General features: G+C 46.1%; 17 protein-coding genes. 5 read left to right on the top strand and 12 right to left on the bottom strand.

The window, feature by feature from the left end:
* Positions 1–10: 10 nt before the first annotated feature.
* Genes pilQ through ACO0K1_RS01835 form a run of 5 tightly spaced genes read right to left on the bottom strand, consistent with a single transcriptional unit; the run spans position 11 to position 5,071 of the window.
* Positions 11–2,104 carry a type IV pilus secretin PilQ gene (gene pilQ / locus ACO0K1_RS01855; RefSeq protein ID WP_423022107.1) on the bottom strand — a complete coding sequence of 698 codons (2,094 nt, stop codon included), beginning with the start codon at positions 2,102–2,104 and terminating at the stop codon, positions 11–13.
* A gap of 50 nt (positions 2,105–2,154) precedes the next feature.
* Positions 2,155–2,688, bottom strand: coding sequence for a pilus assembly protein PilP (locus ACO0K1_RS01850; protein ID WP_423022106.1), 534 nt, complete (start codon positions 2,686–2,688; stop codon positions 2,155–2,157).
* A complete protein-coding gene (locus ACO0K1_RS01845) occupies positions 2,685–3,338 on the bottom strand; it encodes a type 4a pilus biogenesis protein PilO (protein ID WP_423022105.1) in 654 nt (217 codons plus the stop codon). The genes ACO0K1_RS01850 and ACO0K1_RS01845 overlap by 4 nt, the downstream gene beginning before the upstream one ends.
* 24 nt (positions 3,339–3,362) lie before the next feature.
* Positions 3,363–3,995: a PilN domain-containing protein gene (locus ACO0K1_RS01840; protein WP_423022104.1), complete on the bottom strand. Its 633-nt coding sequence runs from the start codon at positions 3,993–3,995 to the stop codon at positions 3,363–3,365.
* Positions 3,995–5,071 carry a pilus assembly protein PilM gene (locus ACO0K1_RS01835; RefSeq protein WP_423022103.1) on the bottom strand — a complete coding sequence of 359 codons (1,077 nt, stop codon included), beginning with the start codon at positions 5,069–5,071 and terminating at the stop codon, positions 3,995–3,997. The genes ACO0K1_RS01840 and ACO0K1_RS01835 overlap by 1 nt, the downstream gene beginning before the upstream one ends.
* Positions 5,072–5,383: 312 nt before the next feature.
* Between ACO0K1_RS01835 and ACO0K1_RS01830 the strand changes: the two genes are divergently transcribed.
* Entirely contained in the window at positions 5,384–7,699 is a 2,316-nt protein-coding gene (locus ACO0K1_RS01830; RefSeq protein WP_423022102.1) for a penicillin-binding protein 1A, read from the top strand.
* 131 nt (positions 7,700–7,830) lie between these two features.
* Here ACO0K1_RS01830 and cyaY read toward each other — a convergent pair whose 3' ends face one another.
* Positions 7,831–8,142 carry an iron donor protein CyaY gene (cyaY, locus tag ACO0K1_RS01825; RefSeq protein ID WP_423022101.1) on the bottom strand — a complete coding sequence of 104 codons (312 nt, stop codon included), beginning with the start codon at positions 8,140–8,142 and terminating at the stop codon, positions 7,831–7,833.
* A 64-nt stretch (positions 8,143–8,206) separates the two neighbouring features.
* Here cyaY and lptM point away from each other — a divergent pair, with 64 nt between their 5' ends.
* Positions 8,207–8,419, top strand: coding sequence for an LPS translocon maturation chaperone LptM (gene lptM, locus ACO0K1_RS01820; protein ID WP_423022100.1), 213 nt, complete (start codon positions 8,207–8,209; stop codon positions 8,417–8,419).
* A 76-nt stretch (positions 8,420–8,495) separates the two neighbouring features.
* Here the strand turns inward: lptM and ACO0K1_RS01815 are convergent, their stop codons facing one another.
* The 6 genes from ACO0K1_RS01815 to ACO0K1_RS01790 all read right to left on the bottom strand — a co-directional run bounded on the left by ACO0K1_RS01815 (position 8,496) and on the right by ACO0K1_RS01790 (position 15,476).
* Positions 8,496–9,107 (bottom strand): 1-acyl-sn-glycerol-3-phosphate acyltransferase, encoded by a 612-nt coding sequence (locus ACO0K1_RS01815; RefSeq protein WP_423022099.1) that lies wholly within the window; start codon positions 9,105–9,107, stop codon positions 8,496–8,498.
* A 106-nt stretch (positions 9,108–9,213) separates the two neighbouring features.
* Positions 9,214–9,837: a sulfite oxidase heme-binding subunit YedZ gene (locus tag ACO0K1_RS01810; RefSeq protein ID WP_423022098.1), complete on the bottom strand. Its 624-nt coding sequence runs from the start codon at positions 9,835–9,837 to the stop codon at positions 9,214–9,216.
* 1 nt (position 9,838) lies between these two features.
* Positions 9,839–10,822 carry a protein-methionine-sulfoxide reductase catalytic subunit MsrP gene (gene msrP / locus ACO0K1_RS01805; RefSeq protein ID WP_423022097.1) on the bottom strand — a complete coding sequence of 328 codons (984 nt, stop codon included), beginning with the start codon at positions 10,820–10,822 and terminating at the stop codon, positions 9,839–9,841.
* 236 nt (positions 10,823–11,058) lie between these two features.
* Positions 11,059–12,378 (bottom strand): c-type cytochrome biogenesis protein CcsB, encoded by a 1,320-nt coding sequence (ccsB, locus tag ACO0K1_RS01800; protein WP_423022096.1) that lies wholly within the window; start codon positions 12,376–12,378, stop codon positions 11,059–11,061.
* Positions 12,379–12,437: 59 nt separating this feature from the next.
* Complete coding sequence (locus ACO0K1_RS01795) at positions 12,438–14,594, bottom strand: cytochrome c biogenesis protein ResB (RefSeq protein WP_423022095.1); 2,157 nt, start codon at positions 14,592–14,594, stop codon at positions 12,438–12,440.
* Between the two features lie 213 nt (positions 14,595–14,807).
* Positions 14,808–15,476, bottom strand: coding sequence for a c-type cytochrome (locus ACO0K1_RS01790; RefSeq protein ID WP_423022094.1), 669 nt, complete (start codon positions 15,474–15,476; stop codon positions 14,808–14,810).
* Positions 15,477–15,682: 206 nt separating this feature from the next.
* On the opposite strand from ACO0K1_RS01790, the gene yihA reads away from it, so the two are divergent.
* The 3 genes from yihA to ACO0K1_RS01775 all read left to right on the top strand — a co-directional run bounded on the left by yihA (position 15,683) and on the right by ACO0K1_RS01775 (position 19,224).
* Positions 15,683–16,459, top strand: a complete 777-nt coding sequence (gene yihA / locus ACO0K1_RS01785; RefSeq protein WP_423022093.1) for a ribosome biogenesis GTP-binding protein YihA/YsxC — start codon at positions 15,683–15,685, stop codon at positions 16,457–16,459.
* Between the two features lie 205 nt (positions 16,460–16,664).
* Positions 16,665–17,678 (top strand): porphobilinogen synthase, encoded by a 1,014-nt coding sequence (hemB, locus tag ACO0K1_RS01780; RefSeq protein ID WP_423022092.1) that lies wholly within the window; start codon positions 16,665–16,667, stop codon positions 17,676–17,678.
* Between the two features lie 289 nt (positions 17,679–17,967).
* Entirely contained in the window at positions 17,968–19,224 is a 1,257-nt protein-coding gene (locus ACO0K1_RS01775; RefSeq protein ID WP_423022091.1) for a sterol desaturase family protein, read from the top strand.
* Positions 19,225–19,226 lie beyond the last annotated feature (2 nt).

Genomic DNA, 19,226 nt, shown 5'->3' with positions numbered 1-19,226 from the left:
AAGCTTGTGCTTACTTTAAGCCTAAACGGTCAGTCATAATTTTCGGCGTAATAAAGATAAGCAGCTCTGTTTTTTTATTATTTTTACCTGTTGTTTTAAACAAGTTTCCAAGCAGAGGCAAATCTCCAAAGAACGGAACTTTAGTCACGCTGTCCGCTTCAGTTTGTTGGTAAATACCACCCAATACGACAGTACCGCCATTTTCCACTAAAACCATCGTTTTTACTTCTTTGGTGTCAATTGCTAAGCCCGATGATGTCGATTGGCCTACACTATCTTTATGTACTTCAACATCAAGAATGATATTTCCATCGGGCGTAATCTGCGGTGTTACTTCAAGGCGCATCGTTGCTTTTCTAAATGCAATCGACGTAGCACCGCTCGCGGTGGCTACCTGATACGGTAATTCCGTACCTTGCTCAATCAACGCTTTTAACTGATCTGCGGTGACGACGCGAGGACTAGAAATAACTTTGCCTTTACCGTCAGCTTCTAGTGCTGACAATTCCAAATTCAAAAAGCGATTCGCTGCAGATGAGAACAAGCTGACAGCTAAACTTCCTGGATTTAAGCCACCAATACTCGCCGCTGGCAAATTTACAAATTGGGAATTTGCCAAGGCACTACTGCTCGTCGATGTTTGCAAGGTTTGTTCTGCAACACCTTGCATACTACCCGTGAACGCAACACTTTGATTACCACTTACTTGATACCCAGGTGTTCCACCGTTAATTCCACGCAAGTCGGTGAATCCCAGCCTCACGCCTAGATTCTTACTAAAACTATCATCTGCCTCTACAATCCGCGCTTCGATCATCACTTGTTTAGAGGCGATATCGGTCTTCAATATGAGTTTGCGGACTTCTTCGATTTTAGAGGGGATATCAGTGATAAATAATTGGTTTGTGCGAGGCTCGATGACCGCACTTCCGCGTTTAGATAGGAGTCGATTTGTGGTCGTACCATCAGCACCAAATACCAGCTTAAATGCTTCTGCTTTTTGGTAGTTGAGCTGGAACGATTCGGTTTTAAGGGGTTCCAGATCGGCAATTTGCGCTTTTTGCTCGAGCTCCAGTTTCTCTTTAGTCAGCAATTCATCTTTTGGGGCAACCCATATGACATTGCCATTTTTACGCATATCAAGTCCCTTGATTTGCATAATATTATCTAAAGCTTGATCCCATGGGACGTCTTTCAGGCGCAACGTAATGGTACCCGTAACGGTATCGCTGGCGATCACATTTAAGCCACTGACTTCGGCGATAATTTGGAGAATGGCGCGTACTTCAATATTTTGGAAATTAAAAGACAATCGTTCACCACGATAACCTTGTGTACCTTGGGTTAGCTTGTTGGGATCTTCTTTGATTGGCTTCACTTCTAACACAAATTGTGTGTCACTTTGATATGAGCTTTGTTCCCATAATCCCTTAGGCTCAATCACCATTTGGACGTTTTCACCCGATGGTGTGGTTGTCACAATTTGAACAGGCGAGCCAAAATCAGCGACATCTAACCGTCTACGCAATACATCAGGCAAACCAACTTTGAGAAAGGTGACGTAAATCTTTTGCCCTTGTTGACGCACGTCCACAGCAACTTGATTTAAAGGTAGGTCAACCACAACGCGACCCTCACCACCAACCCCGCGACGGAAATCGATGTCATGCAGCATAGGTTTCGTGGAGAGCAACGGGGCGTCACTATTGACAGGCAATCCTTGTGAATTTGCGGCAGTGGCGACTCCGCCTGAACCATCAATCGTCACAACCAGGTATTTTCCTTCCATCACCGTTGCATAGTTAAGTGGCTTATTGAGGTTAAAAATCATCCTTGAGCGGCCCGTCGCTTCGACCAGCGTGACAGTTCTCAAGTCGCCCGTATTAATATCTATCGACGTTTTACCGGTACCATTAGAAACGTCCGCAAAGTCCAATGCAATACGCGCAGGGCTGGCAATAGAAAATCCGACAGGCAATTTTGCCAGTGGTTTTTTCATCGCTATTTTTACAATGATATTAGCACCCTGTTGATTGGCTTCAACAGACTCAATGCTATTTGACTGCGCAAACGCCAACTGACTTATTCCGACAAGTAGCAGCATAAAAGCTCTTACCAACATAGCGCCCCTTTTACTTTTATTTATCAACGCATTCATTTTTGACTCTCCTGCAACTCAAGCTTAACTTTACGTTCAACCCACTCTCCAGCAGCATCCTGCACGGTTTCCTTTATTTCTACTCCGTCGTCAGCGATACCTGTAATTAATCCAAAATTTTGCCCGATATATCCACCAATCCTTGCTTGATAGACGGTTTTGTCTGCCTGCACCAATGCTTGCTTCAAGCCGGATTTCTCTATCGTGCCGACCATTTTGAGCGAATCCAAAGGAAACGCCTCCAAGGCCTCTTTCCTTCTATCCATATCAGGGCCGTGGGTTGAATCGGATTTCATGCGTGCTAAAACGGCCAGTAGTTTTGAAGAATTAAAAGGATCCAACTCGTCTTTGCCGGTATAAGCCACAGGTACAAATACTTTAGGCGGGGTCAATTTGGGAATGGATAATTTGGTTTCTTTTTTGACATTCGCCATCCATTCGGTCAACTCGCTTGAACCATTGTCACCACAAGCGCTTAACAGGCTTGTAGCGAGCAAGATCAATAAAAATTTAAGCTTATTGAACATCATTTTTTGGCAGCCTTTTTCAAGTTTTCCTGAGCTGTGACTTCATCTTTATCAAGATAACGAAACGTCTTAGCAACCACGTCCAAGGTCAACATGCTGTCTTTTGTATTGCTAGAGATCGATAAGTTATTCAATGTGACAATCCGTGGCAACATTGCGATATCAGCAACAAATTCGCCTAGATCATGGTAGTTACCAGTCAATTTAATATCGATTGGCAATTCAGCGTAATAATCTTTAATAGTTACGACACCCGGTTTAAAGGAGTTAAACACTAAACCCCGGCCGGCACCAGCTTGGTTAATGTCGGACAATAATGCCCCCATCTCTGCTTTACTTGGAAGTTGGCGCTCCATCGCCGCAACATATTGCTGAACTAAGACACGTTGGTCTTTCAGAGCATCCAGATTAATCGCTTGATGCAACTTATCACGATAATCTTGTTTTAGCTTTACTTCTTCTTGTTTTTTCTGGTTAATTTCTTCGTTTTGGCCATCCCAGTAGAAAAACCAGCTCAACAATACAACGACTAATAAAACTACCGCACCTGCTGTCAAACGCGGGATTAACGGCCAGAGTCCAGGGTGCAAGCCGTTTAGATCACGAAACTGCGAGCCCACATCGTCAATTAGCTCTTTCACATTAATTGCCATTCCTGACCTTCCAATTCTCTTAACTTATTGACCAGGGGTTGCACGATTCTTATCGGCTTCAACATTTGCCGCGGCACTGGATGCGGACTCGTCTTTTTCCCGAGGGCGTTTTATCGCAACATTGATGGTGAATTCGTAGACTTTTTTGGCGTCCCGACCCTGACCAATTCCAGCAGAGTGAATATCAATCAGATTTGGTTGATACATCCACTCCGACTTGCCACTCAAATTACGTATGTAATCAGCAACGCGCTCCTGAGACTGGGCGTAACCAATCACCGTCACTTTTTGGACTTCTTGCTTTAATGACTCTAAATACACGCCTTCTGGCGTGTATTTCACCAGTTCACTCAGCAAAAAGACCGGCTGATTACGGTCGCCCTGTAAATCTTCTACGGCTTGCTGACGCGCTTTCAATGCATCGATTTCCTGTTTCAAATCGACAATTTCTTTAATCTTCTCGTCTAATTTGACGTTTTCTTTTTTGATGAAATTGACGCGATCAGACTGCACTGAAATTTCGCTCTGGTTAATTGCGCCTACAACAATCGCAATCAACGCACCAACAACCGCGGATAACAATAGCAGCGAATAGAAGTCCTTAACTTGCTGTTTCCGCTTTTCTTCACGATGCGGAAGTAGATTGATTTTTATCATCAGTCAAATCTCCGCAAAGCAAGGCCACATGCAATTGCATAAGCGGGAGCATCGTTACGTAAAGTCCGTTCATTTACACCAGGGGCCAATTCCATGCCTTTAAAGGGACTTACGACTGCGGTAGAAATTTTAGTTCTCTCTGCGACGATATCGACTAAGCCAGTAACAACCGCACATCCTCCGGTCAAAAATATCTGATCAACGCGCGTATATGGGGTCGATGTAAAGAAAAACTGAATGGCTCTGGTGACTTCAAGCGCTGCGTTTTCCAAAAATGGTTCTAGTAATTCCATTTCGTAACTATCTGGCAAATCACCGGATTTCTTTTTTAGTTCCGCTTCTTCTTGCGACAAGCCGTAATTGCGAACGATATCCTGGGTTAATTGACTGCCACCAAACTGCTGTTCGCGCTCGTAGACTACCTCACCATTCAGTAAGATGTAAATATAAGTGCGTTTCGCGCCTATTTGAAAAACCGCGTAAATCTGATCACGCCCTTCATTGGGTTGCTTTTCGATTAAGCGCAGCATCGAAGCACGTGCGGCATAAGACTCGACATCCATGACTTTTGCCTGCAAACCTGCAGCTTGCGCTACCGCGACACGGTCTTCAATTTTTTCTTTGCGAGATGCGGCCAACATAACCTCGACATCTTCTTCATTGGCAGCAGTTCCTATAACGCAAAAATCCAAACTTACCTCGTCCATCGAAAACGGAATGTATTGACTCGCTTCAGACTCCACCTGAACTTCCAAAGCCTGATCACTCAACGCTGCCGATAACAGTATTTTTTTTGTGATGACCGCTGCGGCTGGCATAGCCAAGGCGACATTTTTACTATTTGCACTACTCTTTTTTAACAATTTACGTATTGCATCGGAAACTTGCTCGATATTTTCTATATTGCCATCCTGAATCGCGCCTTTAGGCAGTGGCTCGGAAGCATAGCGTTCCAAACGGTACGCTTTATTGCTGCCTTCAGATAATTCGACCAGTTTGATGTCGAACGAACTGATATCCAACCCAATCAGAGGCGGATTTTTTCTGCCAAGCAGTGAAGCAAGATTTAAATCCAAGAATATCCCCTCATGAACACATTAATGTGCTCTTTTTACAAATTGAAACAAAGCAAGATGCCGAAACCTGGTGCAATGGAAAAATCTCTTTAAAAACCGTAATTTACGAAACAATTATCCAAGCTTACATGAAATCGTAGCAATATAGCCCATAATGGTAAAGGACTTTCCTCGGAGCAGCGAAGTAATACGTTGCCAAATTTCCACTCGCAGCATAATTTGGCCGTGATTGGCGCGCCTCCACCACAGTTTCAAAGGTGCGTTGGGCGACAACCGTTATAATGCGGTTTGCGAATGCCACACAACAAACTCATGTCAGACAAAGAACTTTCAACCCCGCAAGAAAAACAACAAAAGCCCCCTGCAAAGCGCAGTATTGCTCAGCGCATCTTGCTCGGCACTCTTGGCTTAGCCGCTGGATGTGGCGTTGCTATTGCACTCATCATCGTTTTTGCATTGACCTTGGCTTATCCCAATTTGCCAGAGCTTGATTCGATTACCAGCTACAAGCCGAAGATGCCTTTGCGTATTTTTTCGGCAGACAATGTACTAATTGGTGAGTTTGGAGAAGAGCGGCGCAATGTTGTCCGTTTTGATCAGATACCAGACATCATGAAAAAGGCCGTATTGGCCATTGAAGACGACCGTTTTTACGAACATGGCGGCGTCGATTATCTGGGCATTGCCCGTGCGGCACTTCACAACCTGGCTGGAGGCGCTAAACAAGGTGCATCGACCATTACCCAGCAAGTTGCACGTAATTTTTTTCTTTCGAGCGAACAGACGTTTAAAAGAAAGATATACGAAATATTACTGGCATGGAAAATTGAACAAAATCTGACCAAGGATCAGATTTTGGAAGTCTACATGAATCAGATTTATCTGGGTCAACGTGCTTATGGCTTTGCGTCTGCAGCGCAAATCTACTTTGGTAAAGATATCAAAGACCTCACCATTGCCGAAGCGGCGATGCTGGCTGGTCTGCCGAAAGCCCCATCTGCCTACAATCCAGTCGCCAATCCACAACGTGCTGCAGTGCGTCAACAATATATTCTGTTGCGGATGCACGATCTCAAATATATTAGTGACGCCCAATACGCGCAGGCAAAAGCCGAAGTGATTACGACCAAGACGGATAGCAGTGAATTTGGTATCCACGCCGAATATGTCGCAGAAATGGCCCGTCAATTAGTCTACGAGCAATTCAAAGAAGACACTTATACCCGTGGCCTGAATGTCTACACCACCATTACAAAAGCCGATCAGGACGCAGCCTATCTATCGCTCAGGCGCGGTGTCATGGACTATGAAAAGCGGCATGGTTATAGGGGCCCTGAGGCAATTATCACGATTCCCGAGGGCAAAGAAGCTGCCGACGATGCGATTGAAAAAGCCTTGGCTGAGCACAGCAATAGCGATGATTTGCAAGTGGCTATGGTTTTAGATGCAACACCCAAATCGGTTCGTGCAGTATTGGCTGATGGCGAAGAAATTACGATTGATGAAGCCGGCATTAGTTTTGCAGCCAGCGGTCTGACCAGCAAAGTACCGGCCAACAAACGTATCCAAAGAGGTGCAGTGATACGCGTCATGCAAGAAGGCAAAAATTGGTCAATAACGCAAATGCCAGAGGTGCAATCGGCATTTGTTGCCGCAGACACCAATGATGGTGCGATTAAAGCGCTCGTTGGCGGGTTTGATTACAACCTGAATAAATTTAATCACGTCACACAGGCATGGCGCCAGCCGGGTTCCAGCTTTAAACCATTTATTTATTCGGCCTCGTTAGAAAAAGGTTTATCGCCAGCCACTATTATCGATGATGCGCCTATTAGTTTTGATGCTGGCCAGACTGGGGGGCAAGCTTGGGAGCCGAAAAACTACGATGGCAAATACGAAGGCCCGATGACAATGCGCAAAGGTCTGACTAAATCGAAAAATATGATTTCGATTCGTATTTTGCATCGCATCGGCGCCAAATATGGGCAAGAATACACGACGCGTTTTGGATTCTCTCCGGAGAAAAATCCACCGTATTTGACATTGGCGCTGGGTGCAGGTGCAGTCACACCACTGCAAATGGCAGGTGCCTATGCCGTATTTGCCAACGGTGGATATAAGATCAATCCTTATCTGATCAAAAAAATTACCGATAACAACGGCGCTATTTTGGTCCAAGCCAAACCGGATCAAGCTGGCGATGAAGCCAATCGAGTCATTGATGAGCGCAATGCATTTTTGGTCGACAGCATGCTCAAAGACGTCGTGCGTTTTGGTACCGCAGCGAAAGCGATGGTGTTGAAACGAACGGATCTGGCAGGCAAAACCGGAACGACCAATGACTCATTTGACGCCTGGTTTGCTGGCTATCAGTCAAAATTAGTTGGGATCGCGTGGATTGGTTTTGACCAGCCTAGAAACTTAGGTAACCGGGAAACGGGTGGCGGCCTGGCTTTACCAATCTGGATAGGCTACATGCAAAAGGCGTTGAAAGATTTGCCTATGGAAGAGCGACCTGTGCCGAATGGCATTATTTCAGCAAACGGCGATTTTTATTATGCTGAAAACCCACCGGGAACGGCGGTCACGGATTTAAACTCACCGTCGGTGATTGAAGAAACGAATTAGAACGAATCTGCATAATAAAAAAGGCAATCTAAAAAATTGCCTTTTTTGTGTTTTTACCGCGATGAATCAACAACATTATTCGATTCGATTTTCGCCCTAACTTTCCGGGTTGTACCTGCCCTGCAAACCACTCACTGACCTTGCTCTTTTCCCAGCCTGCTTAACGTCGCAAATAATTCTGAACCGTCGCGGGTGTTGAGCCAATGTTGCCCATCGTGTTTGTAATGAAAGCCACCGCTACGTGCCGCCAGCCACATTTCTTGCATAGGCGCCTGACTGTTGACGATCATTTTTGAACCATTATTTACAAATTCAATGGTCAATACATTGCCGCTACGGCTACATTCAACATCCAACTCATCATTGTCGAAGGCTTTTTCAAATATTTCTTCCACCTGCGTCAGGCAGGACTCCGCCATTATCAGGAATTCCGATTCGGTCATGCTACACTCCCTTGCGTTGATTCACACTTAAAACACCATTCTAACCGTGTTACACAAATACAAGATGCGACCTCTCATTTCTTCTCTGGTTTTTTGTACTTCTCTGACAATGCTACTGACCGGGTGCGGTGCCCGCGGGCCGTTGTATCTGCCAAATAGATCGTTGACCAACGAATTGCCGGTCTCAAAGCCAACGACCAATTCGACAGACACCAAGCCCATCACAAGTGCTAGCCCTGACACTCAAAACACCTCTGCCATACCAGAAAAGAAATAATACTGGGCAGGAGTATTTTAAATTAACCAAGTACTCATAATGACGATCGGCTTAGTTTTACAGATACTCCCCTTTTTTATTCTTCACGGAATTGTATCGGTCCCGCAAGTGCTGGTCGGCAGCCTTGTACGCCAGCATAAATTTCGCGGATTTTTTGCAGATCCGTAGCACTATCGCCGCTGAGTTCCAGATAATCGACCAGACTCACTTCTTTACGGGAAAAATCAAAGTACGCACAGCCTAACGGTACCTTCGCCGCTAATGCAATGTGATAAAACCCGCTACGCCAATGTGCTCGCAGGCTACGTGTGCCCTCCGGCGCAATGGCCATCCAATACCAATTCGAGCGGTTAATTTTTTCTGCTAGTCTGGAAATAGCACCTGTCGATACGCCACGCTCGACGGGTTCGCCCCCAAGTTTTCGGACGATACGGCCAATGGTCGCCCCGGTAATGCCTTCAAACAAACTAGATTTGGCAATAAAATGAAACGGCAAACCTATCGCTAATTTGGCCAGGATGCCAATAGCAAAATCCCAGTTAGATGTGTGCGGATAAACAATGATCACCCCTAGCGGACCGGGTAAGCTTTTGAAATTCACCTTCCAACCAATCAGGTTTAACACCCAAAGGGCACTGTGCTGCGTGAAGGTCTCCATTTGTTCTTTTTGTAATTGATTTGTCGTCATACTTGTACAGCGTCTCGGGCTGGATAAATTGAGAGCTAAACATTATGCCGCCTAATTTTACGCGAAGCAAAAGCAGTGCAGCATTTTTGCGCACCGCCTCATTGCATCAGGCATTAGCCTTATTTTGAAGCCTTGACGACCAGCGCCACCAAACGCGAGCCAATAGTAACGTCGCAACCAGTGCCGCGAATATCAGTGGTTGGGTCAAATCATGCTTACCAGATTTCATCCAGTAATAATGCAATACACCCAGGGGCACAATGACGTACACCAGTTTATGCAAGAACTGCCAACGCTTGCCACCCAGTCGCTTGATCATGCCATTGGTGCTGGTCAGCGCGAGTGGTATTAAACCGACAAAGGCAATGAAGCCTACGGTGATAAAAGGACGTTTCAGGACGTCTTTCCACATTTCCTGCAAGTCAAAAAAATGGTCAAACCACAAAAATGTCAGAAAATGTAGGCTCGCATAGAAGAAACCGTATAAGCCCAACATACGGCGTAGTTTCAGCAACCACGGCCAATTCAATAGTCTACGTACGGGTGTGACGGCCAAGGCGATACACAAAAAGTACAAGGTCCAGTCGCCTGTATTGCGCGTAATAAACTCGACAGGATTGGCGCCGAGCTTATCCAAAATGGTGAACGCCACCAAGCGAAAAAATGGCAGCAGAGCCAGTAAAAAAATGATGCCTTTCACGCTAGAAACTAGTTTTTGCGAGAGTGCCATATTAAAAAAACTTCTTCAAATCCATGCCAGCATACAAAGAAGCGACGTCGCTATAGCCATTGAACATCAGGGTTTTACGCTTACGGGCAAACAAGCCATCTTCGCCAATACGACGTTCTGTCGCCTGTGACCAACGTGGATGATCGACGTCTGGATTGACGTTGGAATAGAACCCATATTCATGCGGTGCCGTGATGTTCCATGCGGTGCGTGGCTGATCTTTAACAAAGCGGATTTTAACGATGGATTTGGCCGATTTAAAACCATATTTCCAAGGCAAAGCGATTCGAACTGGCGCCCCATTTTGATTTGGCAATACCTCGCCGTACATGCCAAAGGTCAGCAGAGCCAATGGGTGATTTGCTTCATCCAGACGCAAGCCTTCGACGTACGGCCATTCGAGCACCGGACTGCGCAAACCTGGCATCTGTTTTTTATCATCCAGGGTGATAAATTCGATATAACGGGCGCTACTGGTCGGCTCAACTTTTTTAATCAGATTCGATAAAGAATAACCTATCCACGGTATCACCATCGACCAGCCTTCTACGCAGCGCATCCGATAAATACGTTCTTCTAAAGGTGCTAATTTGATCAGGCTGTCGATATCGAGCGTAATTGGCTTTTTGACTTCACCTTCAATCGTCACCGTCCATGGGCGCGTCTTTAAGGTGCCCGCATTCAGTGCGGGCTCTGACTTATCGGTACCAAATTCATAAAAATTATTGTAGGTCGTGGCATCTTTGTAGGGCGTCTTTTTTTCCGTTAGCAGCGCATAGGCAGGATTAGCAGCAGCCGCTAATTTTTGTGCGCCAGCAGTTTGCGCGAATGCTTCGCGGTTTGCCATTTCATACAAAGTGCTGCCTGCAATTGAGCCAACCGCAAGTTGCCGGATAAAGTCACGGCGCGACTCAAACACGGCACGGGGGGTGATTTCTGAGGAAAGCGGCAGATCGGTGCCGTCAGGACGAATTTTAATCAGCATAGTGGACTCCGTGGTTGAGATGCCTAGCAAAGCGATGTTGTTTCAGATCACCGTTTTGCCACTTAGTTTCTCATGAGTCGGAGAATTCTGCTGAAGCTTACATTTTCAGAGAGTATTTGAAAAATATTTCGTTTTTGCAACAAGCAAATAGGCAAAGAGACGTAGAAACCATTTATTTTTCACCATGGTTTTGCGTCTCTGTGCTCAAAAAAATTGAAGATTTAAGTCAAGTCAACTTATAAAGTTCCATACGAATGCAAGCCGGACAAGAACATATTCACGCCAAGGAAAGCAAAAGTTGTAACCAGCAAACCGACCAACGCCCACCACGCAGCCGCTTGCCCGCGCAAACCCTTCATCAAGCGCATATGTAACCATGCAGCATAGTTTAGCCAGACGATCAGCGCCCAGGTTTCTTTCGGGTCCCAGGACCAGTAACCACCCCAGGCTTCTGCTGCCCATAAAGCGCCAAGAATGGTGGCGATCGTAAAGAAAGCAAAACCGACCGCAATCGCTTTGTACATCACGTCTTCCAGCAGATCAGAATCAGGCAATCTGTCGATAATCCGATTTCTGATTATGGTTGTCAGCCCAAAAACACAAACCAAAGGCACAACAAATTTTGTCGCAGAAAGAATTGCCGCATTTACAACCGGAGATACGTTAAGAACAAAAGCAAAAAACCATGCTATTGCGGTAATAGAAAGCGGTACAACCACGAGCACAATCCATAAGACTTTTGCTTTCTCGTACTTCAAAAGGTATGCCCATGCAACCATTGATGCCAAAGAAAACGTACCATAGCCAATAAAATTCGCTGGTACATGAATCTTCATCCACCAACTTTGCAGCGCTGGCACCAAGGGCTGAATGTCAGCGGCATCACGACTAACGGTGTACCAAAGCAAAAAGCCAACCGCTGCAGAAATCACCAATAAGACAAAAGGTCCCAACTGCAATGTTGCATATTGTTGTTCGTAGTACAAATAAAACAAGGCCGTGATCATTGAAAACAGAATGAACACTTCGTACAAATTCGACACCGGAATATGACCAACATCCATCCCCACCAGATACGATTCATACCAACGCACCAGCATACCGGTAAAGCCCATAATGACCGCTGCCCAGCACAGAACCGAACCGACTGAGGAGCCAAAATTAGAACGCGCGATCAATCCCCCCCAATAAAACAGCGTCGACAAAAAGAACAGTGTTCCCATCCACAAAATCGCTGACTGGCTGGAAAGTAAATATTTCAGGAAAAACTTCTGATTCGCCATGTCTAACGAACCAGCATACAGGTGTATCGCGAAAAGACTGAACAAAGCAAGTACTGGAATTAACCAACGCACTGGTTTCCAATGCCAGCCTAACCAGGCAAAAGTGGGAGCTGCCAGCAGCAGAACACCTTTTTCATAGGCATCCATAAAGCCGCCAAAACGGCTCAGCGCAAACAACGACGCCATGCACAAGGCGACGGCATAGAGCCAGTCAAGCACCGTCAGTCGCTTTAAAAAGCCCTGATAAGGTGTGTAGTTTTGTGTCATTTCCATTTTATATCCTCAAACAACCTATCCGGATTGTCAGTGTAAGCTAAATGCGAAAATCGCTCTCAAGCATGCCCGAGATTGACGATTTGACCTAACTGTATTTTTAACTGCTCAAATTCTTTCTCAAAATCCAGCGTTTTGCGCTGCGAGCTCAAGGCCATCAGTATAGCCGTTCCGTCGCCATCGTCCTTGAGCCAGATCCATAAGCGGCGTTCGCGAATATAGAACATGGAAAAAACACCAAGTACCAACAACAAGCAACCGAGGTAGACCACTTTTTTGCCAGGCGAGCGAGTCACTTGCAACACTGACGCTTTGACCTCTTCAAAATTTTTCAGTTGCAAATAAACTGGTGCACCGTAGAAATAAGCGTCAGACATCGCGCCGGTCGCTAATTGCAGGAAACGGGCGTGCTTTTCATCTAATTCCAGCTCTGGCAAACCGTCTTGAGCACGTGCCAGTTGCCATAAATCCCACATGCTACCGTTCAAAATTTTCATAAACACATCCGCCGCTTTCGCTTGATCGGCAGCAGGAATTTGTTCTAAAAAGTGAGAGATGGCGACAAACCCTGCTTGTTTACTATCACCAACGAAGATGTTCAAACTCTTCTTCGCAGACTCCGCTAACTGGGCTTGTAGTTGTTTTGCATTGGGCAATGACGATGACATCGCCCGTGCCGCATATCGTTGTGCCGCTGCTTCACGCAGAACGGGATTATTCATGGCGGCACGCAAACGCATCCACTCATTGACGCTATCGTTATCGTCGGCGGGAATGCGCAGGTAACGGAACTGATCGGCAGGTGAATCACGCGTGCCAGCGAGGAACATGTAATCGCCGTCGACCAACGTTGATTGCATGTAGTTGCTAAATTCACGCGCTTGGCCGGTTTTGTCGCGCAATTTGTATTGCACGCTGGGGCCGACATTTTTCAAATCTTTGTTATTCGCATTCTTACCGGCTGAACCTAAATGCTTGTTCAGATCGGTACTGAATTGTTCATTAAAGGTTTGCTTTGCATTGGCGGCACGCACGTCAGCACCATTACGGGCCATATTCTCGACGTTAAATGGTCTGAAGCCTGACCATTCAATTGTCATATCATTATTATTTTGACCAGATATAGAACCTGCCAATGCGGTTGTACTTCCCACCTCACCAGCGATTTCAAACGGCTTTTGCTGCGCGCCAGTCATAGGAAAAGCGCTTAATTTGAGTCGGCTACCACCGTCTTCAAAGCTGGACTGGTACACCGCAATGCCTTTGTAAATCAGCGGCTGATTGACTTTAATCGTCGAAGAAAAAGATTTTCCGGTCTCGTGATCGATAATCTCAACATCGCTGGCAAAGAGCTTCGGCATGCCAGTGCTATAAAAATCAATGGTAAATTTTTTCAAGCGGATGGTGAACGGCAAATCCTGAATAAAAACGCCGGTCTGTTGCGGAATAATTGCGGTATCGCTGCTCGCTCCTTCCGGAATCATGGTGTTACCACGGAAAGTGGGGTTAGCGAGAGGCAAGCGATGCTTTTCAGGAATATTGGCGATGATGCCATTTCCGTCAAAGGGGACTTTACCCATGAACCATTGCTGAAAATGAATTGGCATTTCAGAGTCAAGCATTGCGCCAATGACAATAATAACTATTGCACTATGCGCAAAAATATATCCCCATTTATTTGCGGCGCCCTGCTTTGCAGCAATCAGAGTCCCCCCGTCCTTTTCTACGACTTTAAAACGATAACCAACGCGTGCGAGATGATCTGTCAAGCCATTAGTCAATATGCTTCGAGCACCACTGGAATGCCATTCGGCTTTGTGACGAAAGTTACGCAACGATTGTTCACGTACATTTTCACGCCAACTGCGCATATCTTTCAGCATTTTTGGCGTATTTCTAATGATGCACAACGAGGTTGATACAACCAATATGCCCACGAGAAGCATGAACCACCATGCCGAATAAACTGAGTACAAAGAAAATTTTCCAAAAACTTCAAACCAAAACGGTCCAAATTGATTGATGTAATTTGGTATCGGCTCATTCTGCTTCACAATCGTGCCGATAATTGCGCCGATCGCTATCATCACAAGCAAACTAATCGCAAACCGCATCGACGACAGCAATTCTATGGCGTCTGCCAACCAAACTTTGCGAGTGTTGATGTGTATGCCGGCGGTGGTAGTCGCCAGTTCGGCATCGATCTTATTATCCATACTGCTCCGAGAAAAACCTGAAAAAAAGGGGATGGCAATTCGCCACCCCCTCCATAATGTATTTCAAAATAAAGGCTAGCCTCGTACTTCCCGTTCTGCAGCAACTGTGGCAGCTGCCGGAGCTGTTGCTCTGATTGCAGTTATTGCCATTAATGCAATAACTGCAATCGCAGAATTAAAGCGAACGAAAGAGGCAATAGTCCGAATTTATATTTATTTCAATCCAGCAACGTAATCTGCAACGGCTTTCATCTCATCATCAGACATTTTTTTGCCGATGGTCATCATTTGCGCGCTGTTTTTGCGTGCACCCGTGCGGAAATTGGTCAACTGAGCAATGGTATAATCCTGATGTTGTCCAGCAATACGTGGGAATTGCGCAGGAATACCAGCACCACTCGGGCCATGACAACCAGCACAGGCTGGAACGTTTTTCTCAGCGATACCGCCACGATAAATTTGCTTGCCAAGTTCGACGATATCTTTATTTTTCGCCGCGCCAGAGGTCGATTTTTGCAAAGACAAATAGGCAGCCAGATTTTTCATATCTTCTGGCGTCATGGCTTTAGCAAACGTCGTCATCACCGGATTATTGCGGTCTGCACCCGTAAAGTCATGTAATTGCTTGGCAATATACGCTTCATTCTGGGCTGACAACTTTGGATTGACCGAAATGGTCGAATTACCATGTTCCCCATGGCAAGAGACGCAGGCAACAATCCCGCGCGCCGCATCGCCGTTGGTAAACAAAGCCTCGCCTTTAGCTGGATCTGCTTTGGCTGACTTGGCTCCTTCATTGGCATAAGCCACGGAAGCAATAGAAGACATCGCCAGAATAGCGATGCTAATGGATTTCAAAACTGGTAAGAAAGCACGGTTCATTCATACACCCTGAGACTAAATAATAGAAATCGGCCCTGATGGCGACACGTAGCTACTAATGTGGCTTGAGGTAACTCAAACCGGTATTGATATCCAGAGTAGGACTGGACTTGTTTACTTCTGCCCATATCTAACCCCTTATTGTACAATAGCTTTTAAGCGTTTTTACCGCTGACTGTTGCATTTTTCAATCTTTCCTTTCCTCTATGTCTATCCTTTGGCAAGCCCGCTTCTTTACTACGGTAAATCATTTACGTGATCTACCGCGCACCCACGTACCGGAAATCGCATTCGCCGGCCGATCTAACGCTGGCAAATCGACTGCCATTAATACCCTATGTAATCAAAAGAAACTTTGTTTTGCGTCAAAGACTCCTGGTCGAACGCAGCATATTAACTATTTTTCGATTGGTGGCGCTCATGTTGGCCAGCACCGCAAAGATGAAACGCGGGTCGATGAGATTCGCGCTCTGATCGTCGATTTGCCTGGTTATGGCTACGCCGAAGTGCCTGGTGCAGCAAAACAACACTGGAATCAACTGCTTGGGGCGTATGTACAACGAAGAACCCAACTAGCGGCGTTAGTGCTGATCATGGACGCCCGTCGTCCATTTACTGATTTGGATATCCAGATGTTGGAATGGTTTGCACCGACCGGTCGGCCAATTCATTGCATTTTGACTAAAGCTGACAAATTAAACCGCAGCGAATGTACGACTGCCTTGCGCCAGGCCAAAGAAGTGTTATCTCAGTACGTCGATAATGAAGGTCCTTTGTTCCCGTTCACCATCCAATTATTCTCGGCCTTGAAACGTATCGGCATAGAAGAAGCCGATGCGACGATACAAAGACTGGTCGGCCTTGATCGTGAACCAGAAATTCTGAAGAATGGTGAAGACATCCTTGATGCTGATGCTGCCGAAGATGTAGGCACAGAAGGTAACGCTGAAGATAACGCTAAAGATCACCCTGAAGCAGACTAGTCGAAGTAAAAAAGCCCCGAGTCATTGTGGAATCGGGGCAATAACACCGCAAAGCATAGGGACTCACGGTGCCTGCTCAGGGAAAAGAAGCAGTAGGCGAGGAGACATCCTTCACCTAAGCTCTCAGATGGTGCGAGACGGAAAAAGTTTCATCAAAAATTGATTAATATGTGTTCGTTGGCCTAAATTCTTTCTTAAAATTATTATGTCCCATCATAAAAATACCCAATTCCCCGCCGTCCGTATGCGCCGCATGCGTAAGGACGTCTTCTCCCGCGCAATGATGCGTGAAAACATTGTCACTGCCGCCGATCTGATTTATCCAGTATTTGTGATTGATGGCGTCAATCAATGCGAAAAAGTCGCGTCGATGCCAGGTGTAGAACGGGTTTCTATCGATGTCCTGTTAGGTGTGGCGGAAGATTGCGTTGCTTTGGGTATCCCAGTGATGGCACTTTTTCCGGCGATTCATTCCAGCTTAAAAACCCCGGATGGGATTGAGGCAACTAATCCAGAGGGCTTGATACCGCGCGCGATCCGCGAATTAAAAAGCCGCTTCCCTGAATTAGGTATCTTAAGCGATATCGCGCTTGATCCTTACACAAGTCACGGCCAGGATGGATTGCTCGATGCGAATGGCTATGTCATGAATGACGAAACCACTGAAATGTTGGTAAAGCAGGCGCTCACACATGCGCGTGCAGGTGCTGACATTGTTGCACCAAGCGATATGATGGATGGCCGCATTGGTGCAATCCGTCGTGCTTTAGAGGCGAATAATTTCATCCATACGCGCATCATGGCGTACTCAGCTAAATATGCATCAGCATTTTATGGTCCCTTCCGTGATGCAGTGGGTTCGGCAGCGAATTTGGGCAAAAGCGACAAAGCAAGCTATCAAATGGATCCGGCGAACAGCGACGAAGCCTTGCGCGAAGTTGCGTTGGATTTAGAAGAAGGCGCGGATATGGTCATGGTCAAACCTGGCATGCCGTATCTGGATATCGTACGCCGCGTGAAAGATGAATTCCGGGTACCGACTTTTGCGTATCAGGTCAGTGGTGAATACGCAATGATTAAAGCAGCGGCGCAGAATGGCTGGCTCGACCATAACAAAACGATGATGGAAGCCATGTTAGCTTTCAAACGCGCGGGTGCTGATGGAGTCTTAACTTACTTTGCCAGAGATATTGCACGCTTATTAAAACATCCAGATTGATATTTTTACTAAATCAATCAAAGAAAATCGACGGAGACGCAGATGAGAGGTGTTTGCAAAGGCACTTTTAACTGTGTCTTTTTTTCGGGCATAGGCAAAGTTCTAATGCAAACGACATGCCTCGTCCGAAGCAAGAGTCACTAAGAACGCGATCACACCAAAACTGACTGGCAACAGCATAATTTTTCACCAATATTCGCTGTTAAGGTTAAATAATATAAATCAATATTGCATGTCACCCCAAAGCTGACTAGCATGTTCCAGATACATCCATAGTCTGGAGCAGCACATGCAAGAAAAAATCATCCTATTCGCTAGCCCGGTATTTTTTATACTGATCGCTACCGAATTCATTGTCGCCTGGCGACGTCAGCGGCATACCTACCGGATTAATGACGCAATCAACAGCATCAGCCTGGGTATCATGAGCCAGATTTCAGGGGTATTTTTAAAAGTCTTCGTCATCGGCATTTATGCCTGGGTTGCACGGCACTTTGCCCTATTTCAATTATCTGCAGAATCGATCTGGGTCTGGGTCTGCGGCCTATTGTTGTATGATTTTTTGTATTATTGGTTACACCGCATGGGCCATCATACCAACCTGTTGTGGGCGGCGCATGTGGTGCATCATCAAAGCGAAGAATACAACCTGTCGACCGCATTGCGCCAAACCAGCACAGGACCACTCTTTGGCTGGATTTTTTATCTGCCCTTAGCGATTTTGGGCTTCCCGGTGGAAGTTTACGTTGTTGTCGCTCTCATCGATCTGATTTATCAATTCTGGATCCATACGCAGCAGATCGATAAACTTGGCTGGTTTGATCGTGTGTTTGTGTCACCCTCTAACCATCGTGTACATCACGCAGTGAACGATTTGTACCTGGATAAAAATTTTGGTGGCATTCTGCTCATTTGGGACCGGATTTTTGGTACGTACACGGAAGAACTGGATGCGCATCCGGTCGTATTCGGTACACGCAAACCCTTACGCAGTTGGAACCCTCTCCGGGCTAATCTGGAAGTCTATCAGGCGGTCGCCTCGGATGCCTGGCGCACTCGGCGTTGGCATGACAAAATCAAGATTTGGTTCATGCCGCCTGGCTGGCTGCCTGATGATCTGGCCGCTCAGAACAACACTGCGCAGTTTCAATTGAACCGTCCGCTATATAATCCACCTCTCAATTCTGGCATGCTGTGGTATTGTCTTGCGCAATTCACTATAACGATGCATATGACGACGCATTTTCTATTGTCTGCGCCGACAGCGAATTTACTTTCCAGCACGCTTTACGCGCTTTGGTTATTTGCAGGATTTTGGATCGTTGGCGGCTTATTGGAGCAGAAAAGAAAATTCATTATTCTGGAATCCAGCCGCCTGATACTGGGTGCTGCTATGCTGGTCTATAGTCCGATGTGGTTTGGAATTGTGCACTTACCATCATGGGTACAAGTGAGTATGATCGCGATTTACCTGATATCTTTGTTTTGGCTGGGAATCATCGGCAGAAATCACTCTGTGGCAACTTTACGCCAAAATGAATACTAGGA

Origin of the sequence: Undibacterium sp. SXout20W (assembly GCF_049340285.1) — a bacterium.
Classification (GTDB): domain Bacteria; phylum Pseudomonadota; class Gammaproteobacteria; order Burkholderiales; family Burkholderiaceae_D; genus Undibacterium.
Note: the sequence above shows the minus strand (reverse complement) of the source record. Positions and strands in the feature narration are given on the sequence as shown.

Bases quoted from the DNA above. Each gene is read 5' to 3' on its own strand.
- cyaY (WP_423022101.1), bottom strand. From the start codon at position 8,142: ATGACCGAATCGGAATTCCTGATAATGGCGGAGTCCTGCCTGACGCAG.
- ACO0K1_RS01815 (WP_423022099.1), bottom strand. From the start codon at position 9,107: ATGACGACAAATCAATTACAAAAAGAACAAATGGAGACCTTCACGCAG.
- ACO0K1_RS01850 (WP_423022106.1), bottom strand. From the start codon at position 2,688: ATGATGTTCAATAAGCTTAAATTTTTATTGATCTTGCTCGCTACAAGC.
- ACO0K1_RS01810 (WP_423022098.1), bottom strand. From the start codon at position 9,837: ATGGCACTCTCGCAAAAACTAGTTTCTAGCGTGAAAGGCATCATTTTT.
- ccsB (WP_423022096.1), bottom strand. From the start codon at position 12,378: ATGGAAATGACACAAAACTACACACCTTATCAGGGCTTTTTAAAGCGA.
- yihA (WP_423022093.1), top strand. From the start codon at position 15,683: ATGTCTATCCTTTGGCAAGCCCGCTTCTTTACTACGGTAAATCATTTA.
- ACO0K1_RS01830 (WP_423022102.1), top strand. From the start codon at position 5,384: ATGTCAGACAAAGAACTTTCAACCCCGCAAGAAAAACAACAAAAGCCC.
- ACO0K1_RS01790 (WP_423022094.1), bottom strand. From the start codon at position 15,476: ATGAACCGTGCTTTCTTACCAGTTTTGAAATCCATTAGCATCGCTATT.
- ACO0K1_RS01775 (WP_423022091.1), top strand. From the start codon at position 17,968: ATGCAAGAAAAAATCATCCTATTCGCTAGCCCGGTATTTTTTATACTG.
- msrP (WP_423022097.1), bottom strand. From the start codon at position 10,822: ATGCTGATTAAAATTCGTCCTGACGGCACCGATCTGCCGCTTTCCTCA.
- ACO0K1_RS01840 (WP_423022104.1), bottom strand. From the start codon at position 3,995: ATGATAAAAATCAATCTACTTCCGCATCGTGAAGAAAAGCGGAAACAG.
- lptM (WP_423022100.1), top strand. From the start codon at position 8,207: ATGCGACCTCTCATTTCTTCTCTGGTTTTTTGTACTTCTCTGACAATG.
- hemB (WP_423022092.1), top strand. From the start codon at position 16,665: ATGTCCCATCATAAAAATACCCAATTCCCCGCCGTCCGTATGCGCCGC.
- ACO0K1_RS01845 (WP_423022105.1), bottom strand. From the start codon at position 3,338: ATGGCAATTAATGTGAAAGAGCTAATTGACGATGTGGGCTCGCAGTTT.
- ACO0K1_RS01795 (WP_423022095.1), bottom strand. From the start codon at position 14,594: ATGGATAATAAGATCGATGCCGAACTGGCGACTACCACCGCCGGCATA.
- pilQ (WP_423022107.1), bottom strand. From the start codon at position 2,104: ATGCTGCTACTTGTCGGAATAAGTCAGTTGGCGTTTGCGCAGTCAAAT.